Raw genomic sequence first — 13,494 nt, 5'->3', positions numbered from 1 at the left:
GTCGGCGGCGCTCGGCCGCGGGCCGGCCCGGCTCGCCCGGCGGCTCGCCGCCGAGCACCCCGCCGTCGCCGCGCTCGGCACTGCCACCGCGGCGGCTCCGGGCACCCGCCCGTTCCGCCCGGTCGTGCTCGGCGCGCTCGGCGCCGCCTTCGGCATGACCGCGGAGCAGACCGCCCGCGCTGCCCTCTACGACGACGCGCAGACGGTCACCGCCGCCGCGCTCAAGCTGCGCCCCGGCGACCCGGTCGCCGCCGTCGCCTGGATCGTGGCGGCCGCCCCGGACATCGAGGCCGCCGTCCGCCGAGCGGCCGCGACCACCGCCCCCCGCGACATCCCCGCGCCCGCCGCACCGGTGACCGACCGGTGGGCCGAGGCGCACGCCCGATCGACAAGGAGGCTCTTCGTTGCCTGAGACCACCACCGCGAACATCCCCGCGAGCACCCCCGCCGGAGTCCCGGCGCGCCGCACCCTCCGGCTCGGCGTGGCCGGCCCGGTGGGCACCGGTAAGAGCTCGCTCATCGCCACGCTCTGCCGCGCCCTCGCCGGCGAATTGGAGATCGGCGTCGTCACCAACGACATCTACACCGACGAGGACGCCCGCTACCTCCGCTCCGCCGGAGTGCTGGCCGCCGAGCGCATCCGCGCCGTGGAGACCGGCGCCTGCCCGCACACCGCCATCCGCGACGACATCACCGCCAACCTGGACGCCGTCGAGGACATGGAGTCCGACTTCGCGCCGCTCGACCTGGTCCTGGTGGAGAGCGGCGGCGACAACCTCACCGCCACCTTCAGCCCGGCCCTGATCGACGCCCAGCTCTTCTGCCTGGACGTCGCCGGCGGCGGCGACGTCGCCCGCAAGGGCGGCCCCGGCATCGGCCGCGCCGACCTGCTCATCGTCAACAAGTCCGACCTTGCACCGCACGTCGGCGTCGACGTCGCCGCGATGGTCGCCGACGCGGAGAAGGCCCGCGACGGGCGGCCCGTCCTCGCCCTCTCCCGGCAGGACGCCGACTCCGTCGAACGCCTCTGCGCCTGGGTCCGCACCATCCTGAGCGCGCACCGCGCGGGCGACCACACGCCGCAGGACCCCGGCCCGATGGCGCCGCACAGCCACGCCGGCGAAGAGCACACCCACGAGCACGGGCAGGGGCACGCCCACGGCCACCGGCGCGCCTCCGCGGGCAACCGGAACTGATGGCACCGCCCACCCGCCCGGCAGCAGGCCCGGCGCCGGCAGCGCCGGGCGCCGCACCGGACAGCGCGCAGCCGCCCGCCGCGCCCTCCTCCGCGCGCGCCCCGGGCACAGGGCCGCCCGCGCGCCGCCGGGACGCCGGCCCCCTCCTGCGGGGCGGGTCTTCGCCCGCAGTGATCGCCGTGCGCAGGGCGGGCGGGCGGACCGTGCCGGACGCGCTGGAGACGGGCGCGTTCCTGCGCCCGGTGCTGATGCGCCGCCCCGGCCCGGCGCTGCGCATCGCGCTGGCGGCGGTCCGCGCACTGCTCTGCGCCGGCGACGACGTCCGGCTGCGCGTCGAGGTCGGCCCCGGTGCGGAGCTCGAACTAGTCGACCCGAACGGCACGGTCGCCTACAACGCGCGCGGCGGCAGCGCCAGCTGGAGCGCTGACGTGCGGATCGACGAGGGCGGACGCATGTCCTGGACCGAGCCCGCCTTCGTGGTGGCGGACGGGGCCGACGCGGTGCGCACCGTCGCGGCCGACCTCGCGGACGGGGCCGAGCTGCTGTGGCGGGAGACCTGCGTGCTCGGCCGCACCGGTGAGCGGGGCGGCGCGCTGCACTCCGCCACCCGGGTCTCCTACGCCGGCGCCGAACTCCTCGCCGAGGACCTCGACCTGCGCGACCCCGCGCTCCGCGGCCTTCCGGGCATCCTCGGCGGAGCCCGCGCCATCGGCCAGGTCGGGCTGTTCGGCCGCCGCCCGGCGGCCCCGGACGCCCCGGGCGGCATCGGCGGCCCCGACCGGCTCGACCTGGCCGGCCCCGGCGCGCTGTGGCGATGGACGGGCGAGCGGCCCTTCGCGGCCGAGCGCGCCCTCGACCCTGTCTGGCGTGCCTGGGGAGGCCACGCCTGACCCGCCGCGGAGTGCGGGCCCGGAGGCCTGCCGCAGGTGGCGGCGGGCGCCGCGGAACCACTCCGGCTCCGCGGCCGAGCCCGGCATGGGCTGCACCATCGCGAGCGCGGTCGGCCCGTGCATCGCTGAAGCTGCACAGCGGTGCCCGCCGCCGGACGCCAGGGCGCGGGGTGCGGTGATGCCGCGAATAGCCCGCCGGCCGTCACGCCCCGACGCTGGGGCCCTCCGCTTAGAGCGCGCCCAGAGCGAGGCCGGCCGTGAGCAGGACACCGAAGGCCATCTGCAGCCGGCCGGTCTCGCCGAGGCCGAGGATGAGGTCGCGGCCCTCCTGGCCGGTGCGGACCCGGCGGAGCGGTGAGACCGCCAGCGGAGCGGCGAGCAAGACGAGGGCCGCCCACAGGTTCGCCGCCGCGGCGGTCAGCGCGATCGCGAACGCCCCGACGATGCACACCTGGTACAGCAGCCGGGTGCGCGGCTCGCCCAGCCGGACGGCCAGGGTGACCTTGTCGCTGTCGGGGTCGGTGTGGATGTCGCGGAGGTTGTTGATGACCAGAACCGAGCAGGAGAGCAGCCCGATCGGCACGGCCGCCGCCCAGCCGGTCCACGGGACAGACCCCACCTGCACGAAGACCGTGCCCGCCACGGCGACCAGGCCGAAGAAGACGAAGACGGCGACCTCGCCGAGCCCCCGGTAGCCGTAGGGGGTCCGGCCGCCGGTGTAGAACCAGCCGGCGGCGATCGCGGCTGCGCCGATCAGCAGCAGCCACCACGACGACGTCGTGACGAGGACCAGGCCGGCCACGGCCGCGGCGGCGAAGCTGAGCCACGCGGCAGCCAGGACCTGCCTCGGCGGTGCGGTACCGGTGCCGGTCAGCCGCATCGGCCCGACGCGGGCCTCGGTGTCGGTGCCCCGCACACCGTCGCTGTAGTCGTTGGCGTAGTTGACGCCGATCTGCAGCGCGAGCGACACCACCAGCGCGAGCACGGCCTTCCACGCCACGGCGGAGCCGGCTCCCACGGCCACCCCGGTGCCGACGGCGACCGGGACGATCGAGTTCGGCAGTGTCCGGGGCCGTGCCCCGGCGACCCATTCGCTCAGCGTGGCCACGCCTGCGCCATCCTTTCCACCGGCTCCCGCGCGCGGCACCTTCCGCCGCTGCGGCGCCGTCCAGCTGCGGTGCCGGTCAACGGTATCCCTGTTCGCGCCGCCTCCGGCACGCGCCGAGCGCGGCGGAGGCGTCCGGCCCCGCCGGCGGCACAGGCCGCGGAGGAGGCGGATTCAGCCGCCGATGGCCGCATGCAGGCGCACCATGGGCACGAGCGCGCCGGCGTCGACCTCGCGCCGGGCGCCGTCGGTCCGCCAGCCGGCCGCCTCGGCCAGCCCGCGCAGCGGGTCGCCCTGCGCGCCGGTCCACACGTGGACGGTGTGGAAGCCGTCGTCGACGAGGTGGTCGGCGGCCGCGTTGAGCAGCCGCTCGCCGTGCCCGCGGTCCGCCAGCCCCGGATCGACGTGCAGCGCGTAGATCTCGGCGTCGGTGGCCGGCCAGAGGTCGGGGTCCTGGGCGGGGCCCAGCGCGCAGAAGCCCGCGGCGATGCGGTGCGGCGCCGCCGCGCCGTCCGGATCCGCGGAGTCGGCCACGTCGGCGGCGATGAGCAGCCGGTGCCGCGAGGTGGGCGGACGCGTGATCGCGGCGCTCCACTGCTCCCGGAAGCGCTCGCCGGCCTCGGCGCCGGTGATCTCGGCGAGGACGGGCTGCGCCACCCGGTCGCCGTACACGGCGCGCCACGCGGCGACCTGGATGCGCACGACGTCGCCGACGTCGGCGGTGCGGGCTGCGCGGACGAATCGATCAGCGGCCATGCCGCCATCGTTGCAGTCCCCGCCCAGACGAGCGAACCCGCGGTGCGCGGCAGCCTGGCGCCGGCCGAGTGGCACGCGGGGCGGACGGCGGCTCCCGCGGACCGCGGGAGCCGCCGGGCTCGCGGGGCCCTGCCCGGAAGGGGCATCCCCGAGGGCCAGGTCGGGGAGCGGGGCGAATCACCCGGTTTCCTCCCCTCCGCAGACGACGGGAGGCCGCTCGGCGTGGCACCATCGACGCGTGAGCATCATCATCCGCATCCTCGTGAACGCACTCGCCCTCGCGGCGGCGGCCTATCTGATCGACGGGATCCAGATCGCACCCGGCGACCCGGTGGGCGAGCAGATCTTGACCTACACGGTCATCGCGGCCCTGTTCGGCGTCGTCAACGCGGTCATCAAGCCGATCGTGAAGACCGTCGGCTGCGCCTTCTACGTCCTGACGCTCGGCCTGATCGCGCTCGTCGTCAACGCCCTGCTGCTCATGCTCACCGCCTGGGCCGCCGGGGTGTTCGGCTTCGACTTCGTGATCGCCGACTTCTGGCCCTCTGCGGTGCTCGGCGCCCTGGTCATCACCATCGTCAGCTGGCTGCTCAGCTGGCTGCTCCCCGACAACGACGACGACTGACCGGGCCGCCGGCGCCGCCGGCACCCGGCCCGCTGCCCGGTCCGCCCGTGCAGCGTCCGCCCCGAGGGGGAGTCCGCACCGCGGACTCCCCCTCGCGCATTCCCGGCGGGCCCTCCTCCCTCCCCGCCTCCCGGACCGGGGGAGAGCGCCGCGAGCGTGCGCCGGGACACCGCGCAGCAGAGCGGTCGCCACCCAGCACGCGCTAGGAGAGGAAGGTGATGCACAGCGACGCGACGACGATGCCGTACATCATCACCACCGCGCTGTAGCCCAGCACCTTCCCGGCTGGCAGCCGGGTAAGCGCCAGCAGCGGCAGCGCCCAGAACGGCTGGAGGCCGTTGGTGAGCTGGTCGCCCATTGCCACCGCCATCACGCCGACGCCCGGATCGATGCCCAGCGCCTCGGTCGCGTTGATGACGATCGGCCCCTGCACCGCCCACTGCCCGCCGCCGGAGGGCACCGCGAGGTTCACCAGGCAGGCGCTGATCAGCGCCCAGAAGGGATAGGTGGTCTCGGTGGAGAAGGACACGAACCAGTTGGAGATGACCTCCAGCAGGCCCGAGTGCTCCATGATCCCCATGATCCCGGCGTAGAAGGGGAACTGGACGATGACCGACGCCGCGCTCTTCGCCCCGTCGGCCGCTGCCGCCGAGTACCCCGCCAGCGTTCCGTGCAGCCCCAGTCCGGCGATGAGGAAGACGAAGTTGAGCAGGTTGAGGTCCATCCCGACGATCCCGGAGCGCAGCAGCTCCGGTACCGCGTAGACCAGGCCCGCCAGTACCGCCACACCGACCAGGAGCCGGCTGTGCATGAGCCGCTGGGCCGGCGGCAGCGCCGCGCGCGCGGCGCGCGTCAGGACCGCTCCGCCGCCGGAACCGCCGTCTTCGGTGCCCTCCTCGGACCCGCCGATCTCCTCGGTGTCCTCGCCGCGCGGATGCATGCTCATCAGCAGCAGCGGCGCGCCGATCACCATCGCCGCCAGGAAGGCCAGGTTGAACGGCTGGAAGATGGTCTCGCTGAGCGGAATGATGCCGATCTGGTCTTCGAGGAAGTGCCCCGGCGTGTTCACCAGCAGCGGTGAGGACCCGGACAGTCCGCTGTGCCACACCATCAGGCCCGTGTAGCCGGCCGCGGCGAGGAGGGGGAAGTGCACGCGGATGCCGCGTTCCCGGCAGGAGCGGGCGACCCGCAGGGCGAGCATCGCGCCGGCGATGAGCCCGAGGCCCCAGTGCACCATGCCGAGCAGTGCGGCGCCGAGCGTGGTGAGCGCGGTCGCCGACAGCGGACCGCGGGGCAGCCGGGCGACCCACGCGATCGCCCGCTCCGCCGGCGGCGACGATGCCAGGGCATACCCGGTGACCAGCACCAGTGTCATCTGCATTGCGAACTCGAGCAGGCCCCAGAAGCCCGCGTACCAGTCGCCGACCAGCTGGATCGGGCCGTGGTCGGTGAGCGCCAGGCCCATTCCGAAGACGACCGCGGTCAGGGCGATGGCGAACACGAAGGCGTCCGGGATCCAGCGGGTGCTGAACCCTGCGAGCGCGGTTCCGAATCTGCGCATGGGGGGTGTTCCTGTCTGATGATCTGCCGGTGGGGGGACCCGGTGCCGCGCCGGCCCGGCCCGCGGGTGCGGACCGCGGCCGGCGCCGTGCGCTGCGCACTCCCGGACCGGCCCGGTGCGGTTCGGGATGGTGGGGAAAGACGCGCCGAGTGTGTAACGCGTCTCACGTCCAGGTCAAGGGAGGGCCGCCGGCGATCGCGCCCGCGCGGGGCGGCGGGTCGGTGCGCGCGGCTCGGCAGGGGCCGCATACGCCCGTGGAACGGCCGCTGCGCCGTGCTCGCAGCCGGACGGGGAGCGGCGGCGGCGCCCTGCGCCGGGGCCCTGCCGCTCCCGCCGCGCCGCCGCGGCGCGGCGGCGCGGGAGCCAATTCGCTCGGCGCAGCGGTGCCGTGGCGGCACCAAGGCGCCGATCGCGGTACGTTTTGCATCATGGGAGCCAGCACTTCGCCGAACGCGCCCTTCGGCCAGATGTTGACCGCGATGGTCACTCCGATGGAGGAGAACGGCGACGTCGACTACGACGGCGCCGCCCGCCTCGCTTCGTACCTGGTCGACGAGCAGCGCAACGACGGCCTGATCGTCAGCGGGACCACCGGTGAGTCGCCTACGACCAGTGACGCCGAGAAAGACCGGCTGCTGCGCGCCGTGCTCGAGGCGGTCGGCGACCGCGCCACCGTCGTCGCCGGCGTCGGGACCAACGACACCCGCCACAGCATCGAGCTGGCTGAGGCCGCGGAGCGCGCCGGAGCGCACGGCGTGCTCACCGTGACCCCCTACTACAACAAGCCGCCCCAGGAGGGGCTGCTCCGGCACTTCACGGCCATCGCGGACGCCACCGAGCTCCCGATGATGCTGTACGACATCCCCGGCCGCACCGGCGCTCCGATCGCCTCGGAGACGCTGGTCCGCTTGGCTGAGCACCCCCGCATCCTCGCCAACAAGGACGCCAAGGACGACATCGGCGCCAGTTCCTGGGTGATGGAGCGCACCGGGCTCGCCTATTACTGCGGAACCGACATGCTCAACCTGCCGCTGCTCTCGGTCGGCGCCGCCGGCTTCGTCAGCGTGGTGGGCCACATCGTCGGTTCCGACCTGCACGACATGATCGACGCCTACACCAGCGGCGACGTGGACCACGCACTGGCCATCCACCGGCGCCTCACGCCCGTCTACACCGGCATCTTCCGAACGCAGGGGGTCATCACCGTCAAGGCGGTGCTGAACATGTTCGGGCTGCCGGGCGGACCGGTGCGCACGCCGCTGGCCGACGCTTCCACTGAGCTGCAGGCGCTGCTGCGCGAGGACCTGGCCGCGGCCGGTGTGAAGGGCCCCATCGGGCTCGCACCGCACCAGGCGGTCCCCGCCAGCGCCGTGGGCGTCGAACGCCTCACGGAAGGATCTGCATGAGCCACCCGCACCCCGAACTCGGGCCGCCGCCGCCCCTCGCCGAGGACGCGCTGAGGATCGTCGCCCTCGGCGGACTCGGTGAGATCGGCCGCAACATGACGGTCTTCGAGTACCGGGGCCGCCTTCTCATCATCGACTGCGGCGTGCTGTTCCCGGAGGAGGAGCAGCCCGGCGTCGACCTCATCCTGCCCGACTTCGACTACATCCGGGACCGCCTGGACGACGTCGAGGCGCTGGTTCTCACGCACGGCCACGAGGACCACATCGGCGCCGTGCCGTTCCTGCTGCGCGAGCGCGCCGACATCCCGCTGGTCGGGTCGCGGCTGACGCTGTCGCTGCTGACGGCCAAGCTGGGCGAGCACCGGATCAAGCCGGTCACGCACCAGGTCGAGGAGGGCGACCGGGAGTCGTTCGGCCCGTTCGACCTGGAGTTCTTCGCGGTCAACCACTCCATCCCGGATGCGCTCGCCGTCGGCGTGCGCACGCCCGCCGGCACGCTGCTGCACACCGGCGACTTCAAGATGGACCAGCTGCCGATGGACGGCCGGCTGACCGACCTCGGCGGTTTCGCCCGCTTCGGCGACGAGGGCGTCGACATCCTGCTGTCGGACTCCACCAACGCCGAGGTGCCGGGCTTCGTCACCAGCGAGCGGGACATCGCCCCGGTCATCGACAGCGTCTTCGACCAGGCCGGCCAGCGCATCATCGTGGCCTGCTTCGCCTCGCACATCCACCGCGTGCAGCAGGTCCTGGACTCCGCGCAGTCGCACGGCCGCAAGGTCGCGTTCGTGGGCCGGTCCATGGTGCGCAACATGAACATCGCGCGCGACCTGGGCTACCTGTCGGTGCCCGACGACCTCATCGTCGACGTGAAGAACATCGACGACCTTCCGCCGGACGGCCTGGTCATCGTCTCCACCGGTTCCCAGGGCGAGCCCATGTCGGCGCTCACCCGGATGGCCAACCGGGACCACCAGATCCGGATCGAGGAGGGCGACACCGTGCTGCTCGCCTCCTCGCTGATCCCCGGCAACGAGAACTCGGTCAACCGGGTGATCAACGGCCTCACCCGCTGGGGCGCCAAGATCATCCACAAGGGCAACGCGCTGGTGCACGTCTCCGGGCACGCCTCGGCCGGCGAGCTCATGTACGTGCTCAACATGGTGAAGCCGCGCAACCTGATGCCGGTGCACGGCGAGTGGCGGCACATGCGCGCCCACGCCGGCATCGCCCAGCGCGTCGGCATGTCCGACGAGAACATCGTGATCGCCGAGGACGGCGTCGTCGTGGACCTGCACGACCACAAGGCGCGCGTCACCGGCGCGGTTCCGGCGGGCTACGTCTATGTCGACGGCACCTCGGTGGGCGACGTGACCGAGTCGGCGCTGAAGGACCGCCGCATCCTCGGCGAGGAGGGCTTCATCTCGGTCGTCGTGGCGGTGGACTCCACCTCCGGCAAGATCGTCGGCGAGCCGGAGATCCACACCCGCGGCTCCGGCATCGACGCCGACGCCTACGACGCGGTGCTTCCGCGCATCTCCGATGCGCTGGAGAAGGCCGCCGCCGACGGCGTCACCGACCCGACGCAGCTGCGCCAGCTGGTGCGCCGCAACATCGGCCGGTGGGTCAACGAGTCCTACCGGCGCCGCCCGATGATCGTCCCGGTCATCGTCGAGGTTTAGCCGCACCTGCGTGCGGGGCCGCGGCGCCGGGGGCGCCGGGCTCCGCAGCGCTTCCGCGGCCGGGTCAGACAGCACTCTGCCGCCCCGGGCACCCGCCCGGGGCGGCGGCGCCGTGCGGTGGCATCCGGGGCCAGCAGGCCGACGGTGCAGCTGAGGCGCACGGGGCGGCCGGTGCTGCCCGGGCGCAAGCGCGCGGCCCGAGGCAGCGCGCGGCGGACCGCGGGGCTGCGGCGCTGCGTCCCGCGGGTGTGGCGCGGCACACCGCGCGCGGGGTGCGACACGCCGGATTGCCAGGCGGCAGGGCCCGCCGTTCCTTAGTAGGCTGCGCACCATGGCCACGCGTGCGCCCGGTTCCCCCCAAGCGAATGGCTCCCGGCGATCCGGGGGCGCTGGCGGCGGCTCCAAGAAGAGTTCCCCCGCGAAGTCCGGTGCCGCGCGCGCCGGCTCCTCGGCATCGCGCAAGCGCGCGCCCGCAAAGAAGGCGCCGCCGCCCCAGGGGCCGGTCGCGATGGGCGTGCTCGGTCTGGGCCGCGTCCTCATGTTCTGCTGGCGCATGCTCGCCCACACCGTCGGCGGCATCGCGCGCGCCCTCGGCCGCAGCGCCCGCGACCTCGACCCCGACCTGCGCCGCGACGGCCTGGGCCTGGTACTCCTCGCGGCCGGGCTGCTCATCGCCGCCGCAGTGTGGTGGGAGACCGCGGGCCCCGTTCCGGAGGTGACACGCACCGTCGTCGTCGGCGCGTTCGGCACCTTCTCGCCGGTCCTGCCGCTGCTGTTCCTGCCCTTCGCCTGGCGCCTGATGCGCACCCCCGGATCGGAGCACACCGACGCCGGCCGGCTGGTGATCGGCGCCGGCGCCCTGCTCGTCGGCCTGCTCGGGCTGATCCACATCGGGCACGGCATCCCGTGGCCGTCGGACGGCCTGGAGGGCGTGCAGCGCGCCGGCGGCATGATCGGCTTCGCCGCCTCCGGGCCGCTCAGCGCCCTCATCACCCCGTGGGTCACGGGCGTGCTGCTGACCATGCTCATGGTCTTCGGGCTGCTCGTGGTCACCGCGACGCCGGTGCACCGCATCCCGGCCCGGGTGCGGCAGCTGCTCGGCCCGATGATGGAGCCCGACCGCGGGCCCGACTCCGGCCTGGGCATCCTCGACGAAGAGCAGCCCAAGAAGCGCCGCACCAAGCCGAAGGCCGGCCGGTCCGCCGCCCCCGAGGAGCCGGTCGGCGGCGAGAACGAGCGGCCCTACGACACGCCGGTCGTCGACACGGTCCCCGATACCGCCGCGAAGACCCCGGCCGCTCCGCCGGAGCCGACGCCCGCGCCGGCCTCCGCCGAGCAGCTGTCCATCCCCTCCCGCGTCATCGAGGGCGACTACGAGCTGCCGCCGCCCGCCTCGCTCAAGCCGGGCTCGCCGCCCAAACCGCGCACCAAGGCCAACGACACCGTGGTCGAGGCGCTCACCGGAGTGCTGGACCAGTTCAGCATCGACGCCGAGGTCACCGGATTCACCCGCGGCCCCACGGTCACCCGCTACGAGATCGAGCTGGGGCCCGCGGTCAAGGTCGAGAAGGTCACCGCGCTCACCAAGAACATCGCGCTCGCGGTGAAGAGCGCGGACGTGCGGATCCAGTCGCCGATCCCGGGCAAGTCCGCGATCGGCGTGGAGATCCCCAACGTCGACAAGGACATCGTCAGCCTGGGCGACGTCATGCGGTCGGCGGCCGCCACCAGCGACGACCACCCGATGCTGGTGGGCCTCGGCAAGGACGTCGAGGGCTCCAACGTCGTCGCCAACCTGGCGAAGATGCCGCACGTGCTCGTCGCGGGGGCCACCGGCGCCGGTAAGTCGACCTGCATCAACGGGCTCATCTCGTCGATCATGCTGCGGGCCACGCCGGACGAGGTGCGGCTCATCCTGGTCGACCCCAAGCGGGTCGAGCTCACCATGTACGAGGGCATCCCGCACCTCATCACGCCCATCATCACCAGCCCGAAGAAGGCGGCCGAGGCGCTGCAGTGGGTGGTCGGCGAGATGGACCGGCGCTACGACGATCTGGCGGCCTCCGGCTACCGGCACGTCGACGACTTCAACGCCGCGGTGCGCAAGGGGGCCCTGACCGCTCCGCCCGGCAGCGAGCGCGCCTACGAGCCCTACCCCTACCTGCTGGTGATCGTCGACGAGCTCGCCGACCTGATGATGGTCGCCCCGCGCGACGTCGAGGACTCGGTCGTGCGCATCACCCAGTTGGCCCGCGCCGCGGGCATCCACCTGGTGCTCGCCACCCAGCGCCCCAGCGTCGACGTCGTCACCGGCCTGATCAAGGCCAACGTGCCGTCCCGGCTGGCGTTCGCCACCTCCAGCCTCTCCGACAGCAGGGTGATCCTCGACCAGCCCGGTGCGGAGAAGCTCGTCGGCAAGGGCGATGCGCTCTTCCTGCCGATGGGCGCGGGCAAGCCCATCCGCCTGCAGAACGCGTGGGTGTCGGAGAAGGAGATCCGCACCGTCGTCGAGCACTGCAAGAAGCAGGCTGAGCCGTCCTACCGCGAGGACGTCGGCGCCGCGGCGGCGAAGAAGAAGGAGATCGACGAGGAGGTCGGCGACGACCTCGACCTGCTCATGCAGGCGATCGAGCTGGTGGTCACCACCCAGTTCGGTTCGACGTCGATGCTGCAGCGCAAGCTCCGGGTCGGCTTCGCCAAGGCGGGCCGCCTGATGGACCTGATGGAGAGCCGCGGCGTGGTGGGCCCCAGCGAGGGCTCCAAGGCGCGCGACGTCCTCCTCAAGCCCGACGACCTGCCGGGTGCCCTCGCCGAGCTCAAGGCGGGCTGAGCAGCGCCGGCCGGAGCCCGCGGAACCCCCGGCGGTTCCGGCGCGCCGGCGGCGATACCGTCCCGGCCCGGATCCCCCTCCCCGAGCACGCTCCCCGCGCCCGCAGCCCCGCTGCCGCGGGGAACCGCCGCGCCGCGCCGCACCTCCAGCCGGCGGCGTGCGGGGGTCCGCAGTGACCGGCTCGGGTGCGTTGACGCGATTTTAACCCGTTGACCTGGTGTGTCAGCACTCGATCACAGAAAGTGAGGGGCAGAGTAAGAGCGAGGACAAGCGGAGTGGGTGGAGGCACCGGCCATGAGCACGATCGGACAGATCCTGACCGCGGCCCGGGATCGGGCCGGCTACACCATCGCCGAGCTGAGTTCGCGGACCTGCATCAGGGAGTCGGTGCTCAGCGGCATGGAGCGCGACGACTTCGCCCCCTGCGGCGCCGACTTCTACGCGCGCGGCCACATCAAGGCCGTCTGCCGCGAACTCGCCGTCGACCCCGCCGAACTGCTCCACCGCTACGAAGAGGAGCACGCCCGCGTTCCGCAGCAGGCCTCAGCCTCCGACGACGCCGAGCAGACGGTGGCCGCCGCCCGCGCCGGACTGGACGGACGCGCCGAAGAGCAGCGGCGCGGCCTGTTCGCACCGCTGCGCGATGCGGTCGCCGACGCGCTCCACCCGCACGGCGACCGCAGCCGCACCGACGGTCCGCCTGCCGGGGAGCAGGGGGAGGAGGCCGGCGCAGCTCAGCCGGCCGATGGCGGCGCCAGCCCCACCGCCTCCGCCGGTTCCTGCGCCGCCGTCGCGGCGGACAGCCCCGCTGAGGGCGGTACTCCGGCCGTTCCCGCTCAGTCCGCTCCGGACGGCGGCCGCGGTGCGCCGCAGGACAGCGACCCGGGCAGCGCCGGCGGTTCCAGCCCGCGCGGCCCGAGCGCCGGCGCCGCCGGCGGAGCACTTCCGGGCGGCCCGCTGGGCGGATACGGCTCCGGAGCATCCCCGGTCAGCTTCGGCGCGACCGGCGCGACCGGCACTGTCGGGGCTGCCGGGGCGCCGGGTGGTTCGCACCCGCTCGGCGCCGAGCCCGGCCCGCGTGCCGACGGGCGCGCCCCCGACGACTGGCGCGACGCCGCCCGCGGTCCCGAGGCGCGGCCCAGCGGCGCAGTCCAGGGCGAGCACGCGCTGCGCGACCTCTTCGCCGGCGCCGGCTGGGCGGCCGATCCCGCAGGCGGCACCGGCGCCGCGAACGCCGGCAGCGTAGGCGGCACCGGCGCGGCGGACGCGGCCGACTCCGACACGGTGGACTTGACGGGCCGTGCGGACACGCTCGACCTGTCCGACGCCCTGGACCCGGCCGCGGCAGAGGACCCGGGCGGCGCGACTGCCGCCGCGGGCACGGGCCGCACCCGTCCGTCCGGCGGCCGGGAGGCCCGCGCCGGACGGCGGCCGGCCGACCGG

Annotated in this window: 11 protein-coding genes; 8 read left to right on the top strand and 3 right to left on the bottom strand. The window is 74.2% G+C overall.

Features of this window, described 5'->3' with window-relative positions; genetic code table 11:
- The 3 genes from ACYVGT_RS27515 to ACYVGT_RS27505 form a co-directional block, all read left to right on the top strand.
- A partial coding sequence (locus ACYVGT_RS27515; RefSeq protein ID WP_460863639.1) for an urease accessory UreF family protein occupies positions 1–412 on the top strand: 412 nt, incomplete at its 5' end.
- Complete coding sequence (gene ureG, locus ACYVGT_RS27510) at positions 405–1,196, top strand: urease accessory protein UreG (protein WP_460863637.1); 792 nt, start codon at positions 405–407, stop codon at positions 1,194–1,196. The genes ACYVGT_RS27515 and ureG, both read left to right, overlap by 8 nt.
- Before the next feature lie 170 nt (positions 1,197–1,366).
- Complete coding sequence (locus ACYVGT_RS27505; RefSeq protein WP_460863634.1) at positions 1,367–2,086, top strand: urease accessory protein UreD; 720 nt, start codon at positions 1,367–1,369, stop codon at positions 2,084–2,086.
- Positions 2,087–2,315: 229 nt separating this feature from the next.
- Here the strand turns inward: ACYVGT_RS27505 and ACYVGT_RS27500 are convergent, their stop codons facing one another.
- Complete coding sequence (locus tag ACYVGT_RS27500) at positions 2,316–3,194, bottom strand: 1,4-dihydroxy-2-naphthoate polyprenyltransferase (protein WP_460863630.1); 879 nt, start codon at positions 3,192–3,194, stop codon at positions 2,316–2,318.
- A gap of 171 nt (positions 3,195–3,365) precedes the next feature.
- Positions 3,366–3,947 carry a GNAT family N-acetyltransferase gene (locus tag ACYVGT_RS27495; RefSeq protein WP_460863627.1) on the bottom strand — a complete coding sequence of 194 codons (582 nt, stop codon included), beginning with the start codon at positions 3,945–3,947 and terminating at the stop codon, positions 3,366–3,368.
- Between the two features lie 238 nt (positions 3,948–4,185).
- Here ACYVGT_RS27495 and ACYVGT_RS27490 point away from each other — a divergent pair, with 238 nt between their 5' ends.
- A complete protein-coding gene (locus tag ACYVGT_RS27490) occupies positions 4,186–4,572 on the top strand; it encodes a phage holin family protein (RefSeq protein WP_460863625.1) in 387 nt (128 codons plus the stop codon).
- Positions 4,573–4,774: 202 nt separating this feature from the next.
- Here ACYVGT_RS27490 and ACYVGT_RS27485 read toward each other — a convergent pair whose 3' ends face one another.
- Positions 4,775–6,133 carry a short-chain fatty acid transporter gene (locus ACYVGT_RS27485; RefSeq protein WP_460863623.1) on the bottom strand — a complete coding sequence of 453 codons (1,359 nt, stop codon included), beginning with the start codon at positions 6,131–6,133 and terminating at the stop codon, positions 4,775–4,777.
- Positions 6,134–6,561: 428 nt separating this feature from the next.
- Here ACYVGT_RS27485 and dapA point away from each other — a divergent pair, with 428 nt between their 5' ends.
- The 4 genes from dapA to ACYVGT_RS27465 form a co-directional block, all read left to right on the top strand.
- A complete protein-coding gene (gene dapA, locus ACYVGT_RS27480) occupies positions 6,562–7,539 on the top strand; it encodes a 4-hydroxy-tetrahydrodipicolinate synthase (protein WP_460863621.1) in 978 nt (325 codons plus the stop codon).
- Positions 7,536–9,221 (top strand): ribonuclease J, encoded by a 1,686-nt coding sequence (locus ACYVGT_RS27475; protein ID WP_460863619.1) that lies wholly within the window; start codon positions 7,536–7,538, stop codon positions 9,219–9,221. The genes dapA and ACYVGT_RS27475 overlap by 4 nt, the downstream gene beginning before the upstream one ends.
- Before the next feature lie 508 nt (positions 9,222–9,729).
- Positions 9,730–12,051, top strand: a complete 2,322-nt coding sequence (locus tag ACYVGT_RS27470) for a DNA translocase FtsK (protein WP_460863617.1) — start codon at positions 9,730–9,732, stop codon at positions 12,049–12,051.
- A gap of 294 nt (positions 12,052–12,345) precedes the next feature.
- The coding region (locus tag ACYVGT_RS27465; RefSeq protein ID WP_460863615.1) for a helix-turn-helix domain-containing protein at positions 12,346–13,494 on the top strand (1,149 nt) is incomplete at its 3' end.

Source organism: Nocardiopsis coralliicola, from assembly GCF_054779695.1.
This window is presented reverse-complemented; position numbering and strand designations above follow the sequence as displayed.

Excerpts from the sequence above, each read along its gene's own strand:
- ACYVGT_RS27485 (WP_460863623.1), bottom strand. The coding sequence starts at position 6,133 with ATGCGCAGATTCGGAACCGCGCTCGCAGGGTTCAGCACCCGCTGGATC.
- ACYVGT_RS27475 (WP_460863619.1), top strand. The coding sequence starts at position 7,536 with ATGAGCCACCCGCACCCCGAACTCGGGCCGCCGCCGCCCCTCGCCGAG.
- ACYVGT_RS27495 (WP_460863627.1), bottom strand. The coding sequence starts at position 3,947 with ATGGCCGCTGATCGATTCGTCCGCGCAGCCCGCACCGCCGACGTCGGC.
- dapA (WP_460863621.1), top strand. The coding sequence starts at position 6,562 with ATGGGAGCCAGCACTTCGCCGAACGCGCCCTTCGGCCAGATGTTGACC.
- ACYVGT_RS27470 (WP_460863617.1), top strand. The coding sequence starts at position 9,730 with ATGGGCGTGCTCGGTCTGGGCCGCGTCCTCATGTTCTGCTGGCGCATG.